The 14,583-nt window shown below is 71.0% G+C and carries 19 protein-coding genes; 8 read left to right on the forward strand and 11 right to left on the reverse strand.

The genetic code is table 11. The features are described 5' to 3' along the window. Window positions 1-144: 144 nt before the first annotated feature. From EYW40_RS17005 to EYW40_RS20350, 3 genes are all read right to left on the reverse strand, one after another. Entirely contained in the window at window positions 145-1,473 is a 1,329-nt protein-coding gene (locus tag EYW40_RS17005) for a glycosyltransferase family 2 protein (protein ID WP_135822855.1), read from the reverse strand. A 106-nt stretch (window positions 1,474-1,579) separates the two neighbouring features. Further along, entirely contained in the window at window positions 1,580-1,849 is a 270-nt protein-coding gene (locus EYW40_RS17010; protein ID WP_135822856.1) for a HalOD1 output domain-containing protein, read from the reverse strand. Window positions 1,850-2,032: 183 nt separating this feature from the next. Continuing rightward, window positions 2,033-2,164: a hypothetical protein gene (locus EYW40_RS20350; protein WP_259370035.1), complete on the reverse strand. Its 132-nt coding sequence runs from the start codon at window positions 2,162-2,164 to the stop codon at window positions 2,033-2,035. Window positions 2,165-2,404: 240 nt separating this feature from the next. On the opposite strand from EYW40_RS20350, the gene EYW40_RS17015 reads away from it, so the two are divergent. Then, on the forward strand, window positions 2,405-3,229 hold the full coding sequence (locus EYW40_RS17015) for a hypothetical protein (protein WP_135822857.1): 825 nt from the start codon (window positions 2,405-2,407) through the stop codon (window positions 3,227-3,229). Between the two features lie 32 nt (window positions 3,230-3,261). Here the strand turns inward: EYW40_RS17015 and EYW40_RS17020 are convergent, their stop codons facing one another. Further along, window positions 3,262-3,633: a DUF5789 family protein gene (locus tag EYW40_RS17020; RefSeq protein WP_135822858.1), complete on the reverse strand. Its 372-nt coding sequence runs from the start codon at window positions 3,631-3,633 to the stop codon at window positions 3,262-3,264. 178 nt (window positions 3,634-3,811) lie between these two features. Between EYW40_RS17020 and EYW40_RS17025 the strand changes: the two genes are divergently transcribed. Next, entirely contained in the window at window positions 3,812-4,486 is a 675-nt protein-coding gene (locus EYW40_RS17025; protein WP_375137162.1) for an NADH-quinone oxidoreductase subunit B, read from the forward strand. Then, window positions 4,483-6,153 (forward strand): NADH-quinone oxidoreductase subunit D, encoded by a 1,671-nt coding sequence (locus EYW40_RS17030; RefSeq protein WP_135822860.1) that lies wholly within the window; start codon window positions 4,483-4,485, stop codon window positions 6,151-6,153. The genes EYW40_RS17025 and EYW40_RS17030 overlap by 4 nt, the downstream gene beginning before the upstream one ends. A gap of 94 nt (window positions 6,154-6,247) precedes the next feature. On the opposite strand, the gene EYW40_RS17035 is transcribed toward EYW40_RS17030, so the two are convergent. The 5 genes from EYW40_RS17035 to EYW40_RS17055 form a co-directional block, all read right to left on the reverse strand. Further along, entirely contained in the window at window positions 6,248-6,928 is a 681-nt protein-coding gene (locus EYW40_RS17035; protein ID WP_202614585.1) for a four-helix bundle copper-binding protein, read from the reverse strand. 224 nt (window positions 6,929-7,152) lie between these two features. Continuing rightward, a complete protein-coding gene (locus tag EYW40_RS17040) occupies window positions 7,153-7,695 on the reverse strand; it encodes a uracil-DNA glycosylase (protein ID WP_135822861.1) in 543 nt (180 codons plus the stop codon). After that, the gene (locus tag EYW40_RS17045) at window positions 7,692-7,865 is read right to left on the reverse strand and encodes a YHS domain-containing protein (protein ID WP_135822862.1); all 174 of its coding nucleotides are present in this window, start codon (window positions 7,863-7,865) and stop codon (window positions 7,692-7,694) included. Before EYW40_RS17045 ends, EYW40_RS17040 begins: the two co-directional genes overlap by 4 nt. A 78-nt stretch (window positions 7,866-7,943) precedes the next feature. After that, the gene (locus EYW40_RS17050) at window positions 7,944-8,522 is read right to left on the reverse strand and encodes a DUF7553 family protein (RefSeq protein ID WP_135822863.1); all 579 of its coding nucleotides are present in this window, start codon (window positions 8,520-8,522) and stop codon (window positions 7,944-7,946) included. Window positions 8,523-8,629: 107 nt separating this feature from the next. Then, entirely contained in the window at window positions 8,630-8,809 is a 180-nt protein-coding gene (locus EYW40_RS17055) for a hypothetical protein (RefSeq protein WP_135822864.1), read from the reverse strand. Between the two features lie 269 nt (window positions 8,810-9,078). Here EYW40_RS17055 and EYW40_RS17060 point away from each other — a divergent pair, with 269 nt between their 5' ends. Beyond that, complete coding sequence (locus EYW40_RS17060) at window positions 9,079-9,624, forward strand: hypothetical protein (RefSeq protein WP_135822865.1); 546 nt, start codon at window positions 9,079-9,081, stop codon at window positions 9,622-9,624. 45 nt (window positions 9,625-9,669) lie between these two features. Further along, window positions 9,670-10,278 carry a rod-determining factor RdfA gene (rdfA, locus tag EYW40_RS17065; RefSeq protein WP_135822866.1) on the forward strand — a complete coding sequence of 203 codons (609 nt, stop codon included), beginning with the start codon at window positions 9,670-9,672 and terminating at the stop codon, window positions 10,276-10,278. A gap of 182 nt (window positions 10,279-10,460) precedes the next feature. On the opposite strand, the gene EYW40_RS17070 is transcribed toward rdfA, so the two are convergent. Next, window positions 10,461-10,775: a HalOD1 output domain-containing protein gene (locus EYW40_RS17070; RefSeq protein WP_161973232.1), complete on the reverse strand. Its 315-nt coding sequence runs from the start codon at window positions 10,773-10,775 to the stop codon at window positions 10,461-10,463. 123 nt (window positions 10,776-10,898) lie between these two features. Beyond that, complete coding sequence (locus EYW40_RS17075; protein WP_135822867.1) at window positions 10,899-11,273, reverse strand: DUF7344 domain-containing protein; 375 nt, start codon at window positions 11,271-11,273, stop codon at window positions 10,899-10,901. Window positions 11,274-11,483: 210 nt separating this feature from the next. On the opposite strand from EYW40_RS17075, the gene EYW40_RS17080 reads away from it, so the two are divergent. The 3 genes from EYW40_RS17080 (at window position 11,484) to EYW40_RS17090 (ending at window position 14,396) form a co-directional block, all read left to right on the forward strand. Continuing rightward, window positions 11,484-11,921 carry a hypothetical protein gene (locus EYW40_RS17080; RefSeq protein WP_135822868.1) on the forward strand — a complete coding sequence of 146 codons (438 nt, stop codon included), beginning with the start codon at window positions 11,484-11,486 and terminating at the stop codon, window positions 11,919-11,921. Between the two features lie 114 nt (window positions 11,922-12,035). Further along, window positions 12,036-13,166, forward strand: a complete 1,131-nt coding sequence (locus tag EYW40_RS17085) for an alpha-D-ribose 1-methylphosphonate 5-triphosphate diphosphatase (RefSeq protein ID WP_135822869.1) — start codon at window positions 12,036-12,038, stop codon at window positions 13,164-13,166. Window positions 13,167-13,802: 636 nt separating this feature from the next. Next, a complete protein-coding gene (locus tag EYW40_RS17090; protein ID WP_202614586.1) occupies window positions 13,803-14,396 on the forward strand; it encodes a DUF7344 domain-containing protein in 594 nt (197 codons plus the stop codon). The last annotated feature ends 187 nt before the right edge of the window (window positions 14,397-14,583 follow it).

Below are 14,583 nucleotides of genomic sequence, written 5' to 3' on the forward strand. Positions count from 1 at the left end.
CGGATAGAGAGCCGCTACCCACGCTTATCGAGTGTCTGGCAGGATATAAATCTTATTACGGTATATCGAAACCCGGTCAGGTCGGGCGGGCGTAGCTTTCGCCGCCCGGGCGAGGCGAACCCGGCGTTGCGTGCACGGGGTCGGTCAGTCGTCCGCGCTGGGTTCCTCGGTGCTGCTCGTCACGTACGTGGTCGGGGCGTCGAGCAGGAACTCGTCGAGGAAGGCGGTCACGACGACGGCGCTCTGGACCGCGGCATATATCGGGAGCGTCAGCGCCGCGAGGTACTCGCGGGGTGCGTGTGACCGGCCGGCAACGCGGTCGACGCCGAACACGAGCGCCGCGGTGACCGGCACCGCGACGGCGGGCGACAGCCGCAGGGCGGCGGCGACCGGCCGCTGTGACGGCGGCGGGGCCGCGACCAGCACCGCCGGCAACGAGAGGGCAAGCAGCGGCGCGAGCAGCGCGTAGCCGAACGTGAACGCGGCGTCGAGTTTCGCGACCGGCGACACCCACGGGGAGCGCAGCAAGGCGACCGCGTGCCGCCGGGCGACCTGGAACACGCCCCGCGCCCAGCGTTTGCGCTGGGCGAGCAGCGCGCCGAGCGACGCCGGGTTCCGCTCGTACGTCACGACGCCGGGGTCGACGCGCACGCCGAACCCCGCCTCGTGGACGCGACACGCCATCTCGATGTCCTCGGTCAGCACCGACTCGTCGAACGAGCCGACGTCGTCGAGCAGGTCGGCGCGGAAGACGACCTGCCCGCCGGTGAAGAGGGTGAGCCCGCCGGCCACCTCGCGGGCGTAGAACTCCGCGCGTTCGAGGAGGTGGCGCTCGACCGTCGCGTGGAGGGCGACGAGGGAGTCGCCGGGGTTGGTGCCGTAACAGCGCCCCTTCACGCAGCGGACGTCGTCGTCCCGGAACCACCGCACTGCGCGGCGGAGGAACCGCTCGTCGGGGCGCTGGTTCGCGTCGATGCTGGCGATCACGTCGCCGCTCGCCCGGGCGACCGCGTCGTTGACGGCGGCCGCCTTCCCCGCGGGGGAGCCGTCCCGGCGGACGGCGGTGACGCGGTCGTCCTCGCGGGCCGCCGCCTCGGCGACCGCAGCGGTCCCGTCGGTCGACGCCGACTCGTAGCAGACGACGACCTCGAACGAGGGGTAGTCGAGCGCGCGGCACGCCGCGAGCGTCGCCCCGAGCACGTCGGCCTCGTTGTACGCCACGACGACGACGCTGACGCTCGGCCACTTGGCCGGTGGCGGCGGCGGGGACGGCGACCGGAGGGCGAGCAGTCCGTCCCCGACGATGCGCGCGGCGGCCCCGGCGGCCAGCGCCGTCCAGGCGACGGTCAGCGCGGCGGCGACCGGGGGGAGCCGGACCGCCGCGACGGCCAGCGCCGCGGCCGCGCCGCCCGCGACCACGGCGTACGTCGCCGTCGGTCCCGAGTCGGCCGCCGACGGCGTCTCCACGTCCATACGTCCGCGACGACGCCGCTGCGGAAAACCGTGGGGTCGACCGGATCCGGTCGGGGGAGGGTCCGCGTCGTTCGGTCCCCGGGCGGGGCGACCGGGAACTGGGGGGTTATCCCTGCGAGACGGGGGAGGCCGAGGGCTCGGAGGCGGCCGCCTCCGCGCCGCCGGCGACGACGACGCGGCCGTCGTGGTGGACGGTCACGTCACAGCCCGCAAGCGAGAAGCCGATCTGCCCCTCGAAGCTCTCGGCGTCGAGGATCCGCTGTAGCGCGTCCGGGTCGACGCTGTCGTACAGCGGGGCGTCGAGGTCGAGCGGGTCGACGCCCTTCGCCTCGGCGACGGCCCAGACGACGGTCTCGGTGATCGATTCGTTTCGCACACTGCGTTCGACGGAAGCCGACGGGTACACGCTCATCAGTACTCCCCGTTACGCGGCCGCCGGCTTGTGTCACGTGGCTACAGACATACCGTGGCTCGCGAGCAGGGGGCTATATGTATACCCATCACGGCGGAAAAACGGGGTCGGGCGACGGGCTGCCGGGCCGTGCGTCGCCGGCCGCGTTCAGACGCTGGCGATCGGCGACTCCCCGCAGGCGATACAGACGTACTCGTCGCCCGTCGTCTCGACGACGGGTGCGTTACACTTGACACACTTCATGCGCGCGCTCCGCGCCGCGCGTGGGTAGCGTCCCATGGTCGGTCTGTCACTCCCGAGAGGGTAAAGCAACCCGACCGTTGCCGGCGGTTCGCGGTCGTTGCGTTCGATAGGCGGCCCCTTCGGAACGGGCGCGCCGACGCCACTTGGCGCGTGCCGGGGACAAGCCCCTCCTACGCGGCGGTGAAGCCGTTCCTACCGCCGCCGTCGAACGGTCCGTGCGAAGTCCGCCCGTGCCGGCCGAAACACGTTAGCACGCCCGCGTTGTGAGCGGCGGCTATGGACGACGCGACACCGCCGACCCTCACCGACGACGACGTCGAAGTCCTGCGGGCGCTGGCCGACGGGGCCGCGGAGCCGCCGGCGGTCGCCGAGGCCGCCGGCGTCGGGGACGCGACCGCACGGCTCGACGCGCTGGCCGACGCCGGACTCGTCCGGGCGGCGGCCGACGGCTATCGGCTCACCGACAGCGGGGAGCGGCTGCTCGCGTCCCCGGGCGACGGCTCCGCGGACGCGAGCATGGACGCGCCGCCGGCGGTCGAGGCGGCGCTCGACGACATGGACCTGCGGCCGGACCAGGCCGACGCCGTGGCGAACGCGTACGCGTTCCTCCGCCACTGGGGCGATGCGAGCCGCGTCGAGGTCGTCGACGCCGTGTTCAGCGAGCACCCGCTCGGCTACGCCGACGCGGACGACTGGTGGGACGGGGCGGTCCGGGACGCGCTCGCCGCGCTCCCCGGGATCGAGCGGGACGGCGACGACTGGACGCACGCTGGCGGGGGCGCGGTCGACGAGTCGGGCGACGGCCGGCGGCCGTCGGCGTCGGCCGGCGGACCGCCGTTCGGCAGCGTCAAGCACGCCCTGGAGGCCCTCGACGTCGACGACCGCCAGCGGGCGGCCGTCACCGCGGCGTTCGAACTGCTCCGGTCGCGGGGCGGCGCGACGACGCAGGACCTGCAGGAGCGCGCCCACGACGCGGTGACCGTCGAGGCGTCGGCCGGCACCTGGTGGCGCGACGGCGTCGCGCCGGTGCTCGAACGGCTCCCCGGCGTCGAGCGCGGCGAGGACGGGCGCTGGCGGTACGTCGGCGACCGGGTCGACTAGCGTCGTTCCCGTCGCTCGTGCGTCCCGCGCGGTCACTCCGGCGGCCGCCCGGTCGACTCGTCGTCCAGGTCCGACAGCGCGCGCTCGTCGTTGTACTCCTCGGGGCCCGCCGCCTCGCCGGTCAGTTCGTTGAAGATCGCCTCGCGGGCCTCGTCGGCCGAGCCGAAGCGCTCGTCGACGAGTCGGTCGAGGGCGTCGCCGACGGTCTCGGTCTCGTTGGCGAGGTCCACCTCGCGGTCGCCGTACTCCGCGGCGAGTTCCTCGCTCGTCGCGGGGTACTTGTGCTCGTCGAGGAACGCCGCACCCTCGTCGGCCGACATCCGCTCGACGCTTTTGGCCCGCTCGCGGCGGCGCTTCCCCGCGCGCTCGCTCACGTCCTCCGCGTCCGGCTGGTCGTCGGGCATGGGCGGACGTACCGCCGTGAGGCAGAAAAGCCTGGGTTCCGGTTGGTTGCCAACTACTCCGGGCGATGCGGGGCCGCCCGGTATCACTGGCGTGACAATGCCTAACATACTTCCCCCTCTCTCCCCTACGCCACGGCACCCCTGGGTGGGGACAATGAGTGATTCCGAGGAGCAATCCGTGGAGCGACGGGCGGCGGGTCGAGGCGCACAGACGGAGGGCGGGAGCCGGCTGGGGAACCGGTTTAACTCCCGGCTTCGCGAGGCGTTCGGCGCGTCCCCGTTCATCCTCACGAAGTTCGACAAGTTCATGAACTGGGTGCGGGGGTCGTCGATGTTCATGCTGCAGTTCGGCATCGCCTGCTGCAGCCTGGAGATGATGCACTCCTACTCGACGAAACACGACCTGGACCGGTTCGGGTCGGGCGTCCCGCGCGCCTCGCCGCGCCAGGCCGACGTAATCATCGTGCCGGGCACTATCGTCTCGAAGTTCGCGCCGCGGATGAAACGCGTCTACGACCAGATGCCCGAGCCGAAGTTCGTCGTCGGCATGGGCAACTGCACCGCGTCCGGCGGCCCGTTCCAGAAGGGGTACAACGTCGTGAAGGGGGCCGAGGAGGTCATTCCGGTGGACATCCAGATACCGGGCTGTCCGCCCCGTCCCTCGGCGCTGATCTACGGCATCGCCAAACTGCAGGAGCGGATCGCCAACGGCGAGTCGAGCCCGGTCGTGGTGAAGCCGTACGAACTGGAGCGGTTCGGCGACCTGGAGCGCGACGAGGTCGTCGACGAACTGGCAAAGGAGATAGACGAGGAGACGCTGGTCATGCGGTACAACTGGGTGGATTCGCCGTGAGCACGCCGGAGGAGTCCGAACGGGGGGCGGCGCGGCCCGCGGAGCAGGGCGTCGACTACGACGCGCTCGCCGACCTGCTCGGCGACCGCGTGATCGGCCGGGAGACACACAGCAACGCCGAGGCGTTCGAGATCCGGCCGGACGCGGTCCAGGACGTGCTCGAACTGCTCCGGCGCGAGGCGGGGTTCGACCACCTCTCCTGTCTCACCGCCCAGGAGTACGAGGACCGCTACGAGTCGATCTACCACCTGCGGAAGTACGACGACCCGACCCAGGAGGTGGGGGTCGTCGTGCCGACGCCGCGGGACGAACCGGTCAGCGAGTCGGCCGAGCCGGTGTTCCGCACCGCGGACTGGCACGAGCGGGAGGCGTACGACCTCGTCGGCATCGAGTACGAGGACCACCCCGACCTGCGGCGCATCCTGCTGCCCGAGACGTGGACCGGGCACCCGCTCTCGCGGGACTACGACCAGGACCAGCCGCAGGTGGTCACGCTGGAGGCACATCGGAACCCGCTGTCCGAGGACCACCGGGACGCCGAGTCCGATACGATGATGCTGAACATCGGGCCGCACCACCCCGCAACGCACGGCGTCCTCCACCTCGAAACCGTCCTCGACGGCGAGCAGGTACTCGACGTGGAGCCGGACGTCGGCTACCTCCACCGCTGCGAGGAGCAGATGGCCCAGCACGGCACCTACCGCCACGAGATCATGCCGTACCCCGACCGCTGGGACTACTCCTCGCACTACCCGAACGAGCACGCGTACGCGCGGGCGATCGAGGACCTGGCCGACCTGGAGGTGCCGGAGTACGCGCAGGTGCTGCGGACGATGACCTCGGAGCTCGGCCGGATCCTCGGCCACATGCTCGCGGTCGGCACGTTCTGTCTCGACATCTACGGCGACTTCACGGCCATCTTCATGTACTCGATGACCGAGCGCGACCGCGTGTTCGACGTCTGCGAGGACCTCTCCGGCGCGCGGATGATGCCGAACTACTTCCGGGTCGGCGGCGTCGCGTGGGACCTGCCCGAGCCGCGCGGGGAGTGGCTGGAGAAGGTCCGGGGGTACCTCGACGGCCTGCCGGGCCGGCTGGAGGAACTCCACGACCTCATCTCCGGCAACGAGATACTCCAGGAGCGGACGGTCGACGTCGGCGTCATCGAGCCCGAGGTGGCGAAGGAGTACGGCTGTACCGGGCCGGTCTTGCGGGCGTCGGGCGTCGACTACGACATCCGGCGGGACGACCCGTACAGCTACTACCCGGAGCTCGACTGGAACGTCGTCACGCGGGACGGGAAGGACAACTACGCGCGGACGCTGGTCCGGCTGGAGGAGATAGAGGAGTCGGCCCGGATCATCGACCAGTGTGTCGACCTGCTCGAAAACTGGCCCGAGGACGAGCGCACGATCCAGAGCAACGTCCCGCGGACGCTCCGCCCGCCGGCCGGGACGGAGACGTATAGGACCGTCGAGGCGGCGAAGGGCGAACTCGGCATCTACATGCGGAGCGACGGCACCGACGAACCGGCGCGGTTCAAGATCCGCAGCCCGGACTACCACAACCTCCACGCGCTCCCGGAGATGGCCGAGGGCGAGTACGTCGCCGACCTGGTCGCGGCGCTCGGGAGCCTCGACATCGTCCTCGGGAGCGTCGACCGCTGAGGCCGTCGCTGGCCGGCCTGTCGGCGGCGAAAAGAAGCGGACACGGTCCAGGCGTCCGGTTAGTCGGGTCGGCTGCGGTTCCGCTGCCGGCGGGTCACCACTGCTGGGGCTGTTGCGTGCCGCCCTGTCCCGGCTGCTGGAACTGCTGACCGGTCGGGGGCTGTTGCTGGTACTGCTTGCCCCCCTGTGGCTGTTGCATCCCGCCCATCTGGCCCTGCTGACCTATCTGGCCGCCCCCCGCGGCCGGCGCGGGCCGTTGGCCCTGCTGGAACTGCTCCTGTGCCTGGTGGAGTTGCTGCTGGACCTGCTGGATGAGCTGGGGTTCGCCGAACGACTCGAGGAGCCGGTACGTGCTGTCTATCGCCCGGTCCACCACCGCCGCCGTCTCCTGACAGTGCGGGTTCCCGTGGCGCCGGATCTCCTGGAGGCCGTCCTCGGCGACGGAGGCGAACAGCATCGCCGCTTCCAGCCCGTACACGGAGTCGCGGGCGATCAGCCTGGCGTTCAGGTCGGCGAGGTCGCCGATGTCCTGACAGACGCGGATGCAGGTCGCCATCCCCGGCCCCTGCTCTATCATCTGATCCACGCACCACTCCGTGACGTCCGTGACCTCCTCGAAGTCCTCGAGCGCGGTGCGGAGTTCGCCCGTCAGGTCGCTCTCGAAGTTCCGGCCGGTCTGCTGGAGCAGGTCGACCTGGTGGCCCTGCGTCCCCCCGCCTCGGTTCATCTGCTGTGTGCCCTGTGCGCCCGTCCGTGGCATCTGTTGTTGCGACATTGGTATCACTCCCGGTGTGGGATGTCGCCGCCGCGGGGCGGCCCCGCGAGGCGGCCCGAGCTACGCCGGTGTCGAGGATAAACCGGCGCGGTCGTTTCCACGGTTCCCGGCCGGTAACCGTAAGTTTCCGCCGTACGCCGCCGACCGCGGCCGATCCGCGGGGGGCGACGCCCGCGGCCCCCGACCGTTTCCCGCCGCCAAAGCGCGCCTTACCCGGGCCGCCGTCACCCGTCCCCCGCGAGGGCGGCGCGGAGGTCCGCCGTGATCGTCGACACCTTGCTCCGGTCGTACAGCGCCGCCGCGGGGTGGAAGGTCGGCCGGACCGTCCGGCCGTCGCGGTCGAACGCCCGTCCCCGGAGGTCGGTGATCGTCTCGTCCGTATCGAGGATCTCCCGTGCGGCGAAAGACCCCAGCGGGACGACCACGCCGGGGTCGACGCGGTCGATCTCGGCGTCCAGAACCGGTCGCCAGGCGTCGATCTCGTCGACGTGCGGGTCGCGGTTCCCGGGCGGGCGCACCTTCACGAGGTTCGTGACGTAGACGTCGTCCCGGTCGACGCCGACCTCCGCGAGCATCCGGTCCAACTGCTGGCCGGCCTGCCCGACGAACGGCTCCCCCTGTGCCACCTCGTCGCCGCCTGGGGCCTCGCCGACGAGCACGGCGTCGGCGTCGAACGACCCGCCGCCGGGGACGAACCGCTCGCGGTCGAACTGCCCGTCGGGGACGGCCGCGAGCGCGTCGGCGAACGCCTCGTCGAACGACGTCATCCGAACTCGTCCGGCGAGTCCTCGAAGCGCTGCTTGCAGTCCTCGCTGCAGAACTGGTACGTCTCGCCGTCGTGCTCGGCCGTCGCGGGCGCGAACTCCTCGTCCTCGTAATCGGTCTCCGCGGGGTTCCGGACCTCCACGTCCCGTCCGCAGACTGGGCACGTCTCCATGGGCGCGGTTCGACGGCCGCACGGGAGAGTGTTTGGCCGGTCCCGGGACGGGGGTCGTCCGCGGCGCACGCTTGCCGGCTACCGCGTGGGGGCCTCGTCGGCGTCGACGACGGCGACGGCGTACCGGCCGGCCCCCGACGGCACCGCCGCGGTCACCGTCACCGTCCGCTGGTCGTTCCGGCCGAACTCGACGGGCGCGCCGGTCACCGACTTCAGTTCGTCGTCGCCGTCGTGGAACCGCAGGACCGGGACCGCCGCCCGCGGGTCGGCCTCGTTCAGCGCTGTCGCCTCGACGGTCACCTCCTCGTCCCGCAGGGCCGGGGGCACCGTGCCGGGGCCGGCGTCGTGACCGCGGACCGCCGTGTGCAACACGGTCAGGTGGCCGCTGGACCCGCTCAGCGAGTCGCGGTAGATGCCGATCCGGTTCCGGGCGGCCGCGACGCTCCGCGCGGCGTCGCCGTCGAGTCGCTCCTCCAGCCGCAGGAGTTCGTTGTCGATCTCGTTCAGCAGGCTGTCGTGGGTCCCGCGTTCGCGTTCCGGGACCGCCTCCAGGCGTTCGATCACGGCCGCCACGTCGTCGTTCACGTCGCGGCCGGCCGCCCGTCGGGCGCGGCGCAGGTCGTCGCGGATGTCGAGTAGCGGCGGTAGGTCGGCCATGGACGCGGTTCCACGCCGCGCGGCATGGGTCTAGGGGCGGCCGGCGACCGCCGTCGCCGACGGCTGCCGGAAGCTACGCCCCTCCGTCGCCGGCGTCGCCTCGCGGGTCAGTCCGACTCGTCCTCGTCCTCATCGTCGTCGGACTTCGTCTCGACCGCGTCCTCGCGGCGCTCGGTCTGCTCGACGGCGTCGATATCCTGGTCGCCGCCGCCGTACTGGTTCACGTCCTGTTCCTCGGCCTCGTCGTCCCCGTCGCCGCCGTTCGACTCGTCTCCATCGTCGCTCATGGTCCGGCCGGGCTACGACGGCAAGCGGCATAAACGCGGAGCACGGGCCGAGCGCCGTTCGCAGTTCCCCGTCCCGCTAACGTCCCCTTAGCTCGTGGCCGACGACGCACCGAGCGGGGGCACCGCCGCCCGGAAACGGCCCCGCTGCCCCGCCGGCTGACGGTAACGCCGCCTTTCGGGGGTGCCGGGATCGACCCGATCACGGGCCGTGCCGGTCCCACGACCCGGCGACGGCCCGGCTTTATTGCCCTCGGCGACGTCGTTCGTCCATGGTCGAACTCAGCGACCACGTCGTCGGCGAGTTCGGACACCGCGGCGACTCCCTGCTCGTCGACGAGTTCCTCTCGCTCATCGAGCGTCACCACCCCACCGACGGCCCGGGCGTCGACCGGTCGGTCGTCGAGGCGTACGCGGCCACGCTCGACGAACGGGGCGTGAGCCAGCTCGACGGCGACGTGATACTGGAGCGGGTCGAGTCCAAGCGCACGGACAGTGGGACGTGGGTGGACGACGACGCGATTTACGACATCGGCGACGGGCGCGTGAGCACGTTCCCCGCCGCATGGCACGACCGGCTCGGCGGGTCGACCGACGTCGTCGCGTTCGTCGAGTTCCTCACCGACCGGGAGGCGTCGATCGGACAGGGCGGGGCCGGGGCCGGCGTCCCCGAGGAACTCCTGCTCGACGTCGTGGCCGTCGTCGGCGGGCTCGACCGCGAGGACGCGAAGGCGAAACTGGAGGAACTGCGGCGGTCTGGCCCGCTCGCCGAGGACGCCGACCAGCACCCGAACGCCCGGGTCCGGCTGGAGGAGTGACGCGGGAGGGAAGATTTAAGCGAATGAGATACCTTCCGATAAACGATGAGTAGGACCGAGACGGTGACGGTCGACTGTAACTGCAAGGTCGGCCGGGTCGCGGACCGGTACGGGCTGCCGGAGCTACACGAGGAACTCGCCGAGCGGTGGGGCGAGATGAGCCTCCGCGACCTGGAGCAGTACGTCAACGAGCGGCTGCTCGGCGCGGCGATGCGGGACGCGGGGATGGAACTGCTCGACGGCGAGGTCGAGAACTTCTACGACCTGCTGGTCGGCGACGACACCAGCGAGGGCGTCCGCGTCGAGGCCCGGAAGCGCCTCGAACGCGCGGACGTCGACGTCGAGGGCGTCAAGGACGACTTCGTCTCCCACCAGTCGGTGCACACGCACCTCCGGGACTGCCTCGACACGACCTACGAGGACCAGCGCGACGACGAGGACCGGATCGAGTCGGCGGAGGACACCGTGTTCGCGCTCCAGAACCGGACCGCCGCGGTCACCGACGGAACCCTCGCACAGCTCCGGGACGCCGACGCCGTCGCGCTCGGCGAGTTCGACGTGTTCGTCGACGTGAACGTGACGTGTCGCGAGTGCGGGCGCAACCTCGACGTCGCGACGCTTCTGGACCGTGGCGGCTGCGAATGTCAGCAGTAGATTACACCTATAGAGATGTAAGTAGCCGGCGACCGGGCGGCCCGTCGGACAACGCGGGAGAACGGGCTTCGAGTTGAACGGCCGTTGCGGGCTCGGCTCGGCCCCGCAGACAGGAAAAACACGCTGAGAGCGCGGCGAGCGGCGCGGTTCCGGGCGTTGATGAACTGGCGGTCGATTTCCCGTTACGGCCGGACGACGATCTCGCCGTCCGCGTAGATGGTAACGTGGTAGTCGTCGACGACGAGTTCGAGTCGGCCGCTGTCGTCCCGCGGGTTCCCGGTGCGGGGTTCGAACAGCCCGTCGAGCGCGTCCGGGTCGACGTACGAGTCGAGCGGCTCCATCTCCCGCGGGTCGGTGTCGTCGATCTCGGACAGGGCCGACACCACCGTGACGCTCAGGGAGCCCTCCGACGACCAGTCGTGGACGGCGTAGTAGGCGTTCGCTTCGGGGTCGTAGGTGACGCCGTCGTCGGACCGCACGAGTTCCGTCCCGGTCATCTCGACCCCGGTTCCATCGGCCCACTCAACCGCGCGACCAGTGTACGAGTCGACATTACCGACCGGCACGGCATCCGGCTACTAAAGTGTCGGGGCCGTGGCAGAAACGCCCGGTTCGGTCGGTTACCGCTCCAGTTCCGCGGCGCGGTCGAGGAACGGTTCGACGAACGCGTCGCCCTCGTACTCGACGCGGCGCTCCGAGCGGGAGTAGTCCACCACGTCCGCGTCGGCGAGTTTCGGGAGGTGGACCTGCCCGAGCGAGACGGCGACCCGCTCGCGGCGCTCCGCCGGGTCCGCGGCCGGCGCGGACTCCTCGGCGACGAGGGCGTCGGCGAGGTCGGAGAGGGACATCGGGTCGTCCCGGTCGCGCAGGCGGTACAGGGCGCGGCGTCGCCGCTCGACCGACAGGAGGTCGAAGGCCGCGTCGAGCGCCGCCGAGGGGTCGGGGTCGCCGCCGATCGCCGTACCATCGTTTCGGGCCGTACAGTCGTCAACCATCTGGGAACGAACGGCACAGCCACCGGGATAAGTATAGTCACGTTACGGACCGGTACACGGCGTTTACGGGCCCCCGGAACGGCGGTGGGGAGCCGGGAAGCGGCCGCTCACCCCGGTCGGCGTCCGTCTCGGCTGGCGACCGCGTCGGGGACTCCGTCGCGAGCCGTAGCTGTCGGTTACTTAAGTCGGCCGCCGTGGTACGTCGCCGGGATGGTCGGGGACCACGGCCGGGACGGTACCGCCCGGCACCGGCGGTTCGGTGACGCGTACGCCGCGGCGCTGGCGGGCTGTCTCGTCAGTTCGACCCTGACGTTCGCCTACGTCGGCGGCCCGGCGCGCGAACTCAACCCGGTGTTGCGGGCCGTCATCGGCGTCGTCGGGCTCGAGGCGATGGTCCTGCTCCGGGTCGCCGTCGCCGCGGTCGGCTACTGGGCGTACTTCCTCCTCGCTCAGGTGTCCGAGGCGGGGCGGGCGGCCGCGGCGCTCGGGTGGCTGACGGCGCTCGTGTACGTGGGCGACGGCCTCCACGACGTCCGGGTCGCAGTCGCGGCGGGGCCGCCCGAACCGAGCGTGGCCGCCGTCGGGGGGCTGTTGCTGGCGGCCGCTGCCACGGTCGGCGTCGCGTTCCGGCCGCCGTCGGTCGTCTAGGCGGACTATTACAATGCGTACGACGGGCGTTCGATCGGGAACGACGTACAGCCGTATGCAACACACACTGCTCTTCACCCGCCCGCACCGCACCGCGCGGCGCGCGCCGCGACGATGACGACCGTCGTCGCGAACGCGCGGATAGTGACGCCGACCGCCGTCGAGCGCGGGAGCGTCGTCGTCGAGGACGACCGGATCGCCGCCGTCGCCCCCGACGACCCGCCGGCCGACCCGGACCGGCGGGTCGACGCGGAGGGGCGATATCTCCTGCCCGGGCTGGTCGACCTCCACGGCGACGACGTGGAGCGCCACGTCTTCCCGCGCCCCGAGGCGCGCGTCCCGACGGCCGACGCGCTGGCCGCCTGCGACAGGGCGACCCTCGCCGCCGGGATTACGACGAAGTTCCACGCCGTGGCGTTCGAGGAGACGCCGGACGAGAACCGGTCGCTCCACCTCGCGCGGGAACTCCGGGACGGGATCGCCGACGCGGACCTGCTGGGCCGGCACCGCTGTCACGCGCGCTGCGAGGTGAGCGACGGGGACTGCGTCGACGCCGTCGTGCGCGCCGTCGACGCGGGCGACGTGTCGCTCGTCTCGCTGATGAACCACGCGCCGGGCGGGGCGCAGTTCGCCGACGTCGACTCGTTCGAGCGCCGGTACGCGGACGGGAGCGGCGCGGTCGACTGGGACGTCGAGGCGTTCGCCGCCCGGCGCGACTGTAGCGAGGCCGTGCTCCGCGAGCGGGCCAGGCGGGTGATCGCGCACGCGCGGGCGGCCGGCGTCCCGGTGGCGTCCCACGACGACGAGGACCCCGCCGGCGTCGAGCGCATGCACGGGGACGGCGCGGCGATAAGCGAGTTCCCCACGACGGCGGCCGCCGCCGAGCGCGCCGCCGAACTCGGGATGACGACCGCGATGGGCGCGCCGAACCTCGTCCGGGGCGGGAGCCTCTGGGACAACCTCGACGCGGCGACTGCGGCCGCGGCGGGCACGCTCGACGTGCTGTGTAGCGACTACCGGCCGGAGTCGCTGGTCGCCGCGCCGTTCGTCGAGACGGGCGAACCGCTCCCGGAGCGCGTGGCCCGCGCGACGAGCGCGCCGGCGGACACGGTCGGACTCGACGACAGGGGACGTATCGAGCGCGGGAAACTGGCTGACCTCGTCGTTGTCGACCCGTCGCCCCGGCCGACGGTCCGGCGGGTGTTCGTCGGCGGACGGGAAGTGTATCGCATCGGGAGCCGGTGACGGCGGCGAAAGTATCCCCTAACTGGACGTTACGACATGAAACCAGGCAGAACAGTAACGTCGTTTTATTCCTATCTCGTCCGATGGATCGCCTGCTGGTGGCGGGCGACGAACCGGCGGGAGTCGAGGCGACCGGGCCGTGGACGCGACCCGCGACGGGCTCCGCCGCGCCGGCCGGGGACCGGCGACGCCGGCCGCGACAGGGGGACGCGGCCGGCCCGGAACCGCCACCAGCCCGGGGACCGGTATAAAGGGCGGGAGCGTCGACGGCGACGTTGACCGCGCCGACGGGCGGAACTCGACGCTCGACTGCTTCGTGTACGTGTTTCGGGTGGGAAAATAGCTAGACGGAGGCCCGTACCGACCGCAAGCCACACCTACCTTCGGCGCAGGTTCGGCCTGCGAAACCTGTAACTCACACCACATGTATAATTATATATTAGTTAACTTTATACAATCCGGTGTCATCTATTGCGTTGAATCGACACAACGAATAGCACGGGGCCCCAGGGGGGTGGGGTGCCGACACAAACCGCCGCAACACCGTACACGCATGTCACGAACTGGGGAAGCCGATAGCCGGGGAGAACCGACGAACAACGACCGGACCGGGGAGGGCGACGAGGTGATCGGGTCGTGAGCGTTCCGCAGTCCGTCGAGGAGGGCGGCGAGATCGACGGGGAGACACAGGGGGACGCGGTGCCCGACGACGGGCAACCCGACGTTTCGGAGTCGGAGCCCGAACTGTCGCTGGACGTGATGTTCGAGATCCTGAAAAACGAGCGCCGCCGCTTCGTCCTGAAGTACTTCGAGGACCACGAGGGGCCGGTCGCGCTCGGCGACCTGGCCGAACACGTCGCCGCCAAGGAGAACGGCAAGCCCGAGCGCGAACTGACGTCCGGCGAGCGAAAACGCGTGTACGTCGGTCTCTACCAGTGTCACCTCCCCAAGATGGACGACGCCGGCATCGTCGAGTTCAACCGGAACCGCGGCCGGATCGAACTTGGCGAGAACGCCGACCTGCTGACGGAGTACTTGGAGACCGAGGAGACCGAGGAACGGCCGTGGCCGCAGTACTACCTCGGCATCGCGGCCGGCGGCGGGACGCTGTTCGGACTCGGCCAGTTCGGCCTCTACCCGGTGCCCTGGATGACGACGGTGGTCGCCGCCTGCGTCATCGTCGCCTTTGCCGCCTGCGCGCTGGTCCACGACCGCTTGGCGGGCGAGTAGCGTCGCCCTCCGTTTCTGCAGCGACCTCCTACGGCCGATAAGCACCTTCTGAAGCCGCGCAAATACGTCAATAACAAAGGGTTCCCCCGGGCAACCCCGTGTTACTACGTGACACTTCGGCCAGTAAGGCCGGACGAACAGCACGGGTAACCGATATGATAGACCAAACGGACCACGGGGGAGTCGT

This window comes from Halostella litorea, from assembly GCF_004785955.1.
GTDB lineage: Archaea > Halobacteriota > Halobacteria > Halobacteriales > Natronoarchaeaceae > Halostella > Halostella litorea.

Coding starts and splice junctions, on each gene's coding strand:
- EYW40_RS17005 (WP_135822855.1), bottom strand. CDS start 1,473: ATGGACGTGGAGACGCCGTCGGCGGCCGACTCGGGACCGACGGCGACG.
- EYW40_RS20350 (WP_259370035.1), bottom strand. CDS start 2,164: ATGGGACGCTACCCACGCGCGGCGCGGAGCGCGCGCATGAAGTGTGTC.
- EYW40_RS17015 (WP_135822857.1), top strand. CDS start 2,405: ATGGACGACGCGACACCGCCGACCCTCACCGACGACGACGTCGAAGTC.
- EYW40_RS17020 (WP_135822858.1), bottom strand. CDS start 3,633: ATGCCCGACGACCAGCCGGACGCGGAGGACGTGAGCGAGCGCGCGGGG.
- EYW40_RS17035 (WP_202614585.1), bottom strand. CDS start 6,928: ATGTCGCAACAACAGATGCCACGGACGGGCGCACAGGGCACACAGCAG.
- EYW40_RS17040 (WP_135822861.1), bottom strand. CDS start 7,695: ATGACGTCGTTCGACGAGGCGTTCGCCGACGCGCTCGCGGCCGTCCCC.
- EYW40_RS17045 (WP_135822862.1), bottom strand. CDS start 7,865: ATGGAGACGTGCCCAGTCTGCGGACGGGACGTGGAGGTCCGGAACCCC.
- EYW40_RS17050 (WP_135822863.1), bottom strand. CDS start 8,522: ATGGCCGACCTACCGCCGCTACTCGACATCCGCGACGACCTGCGCCGC.
- EYW40_RS17055 (WP_135822864.1), bottom strand. CDS start 8,809: ATGAGCGACGATGGAGACGAGTCGAACGGCGGCGACGGGGACGACGAG.
- EYW40_RS17060 (WP_135822865.1), top strand. CDS start 9,079: ATGGTCGAACTCAGCGACCACGTCGTCGGCGAGTTCGGACACCGCGGC.
- rdfA (WP_135822866.1), top strand. CDS start 9,670: ATGAGTAGGACCGAGACGGTGACGGTCGACTGTAACTGCAAGGTCGGC.
- EYW40_RS17070 (WP_161973232.1), bottom strand. CDS start 10,775: ATGACCGGGACGGAACTCGTGCGGTCCGACGACGGCGTCACCTACGAC.
- EYW40_RS17075 (WP_135822867.1), bottom strand. CDS start 11,273: ATGGTTGACGACTGTACGGCCCGAAACGATGGTACGGCGATCGGCGGC.
- EYW40_RS17080 (WP_135822868.1), top strand. CDS start 11,484: ATGGTCGGGGACCACGGCCGGGACGGTACCGCCCGGCACCGGCGGTTC.
- EYW40_RS17085 (WP_135822869.1), top strand. CDS start 12,036: ATGACGACCGTCGTCGCGAACGCGCGGATAGTGACGCCGACCGCCGTC.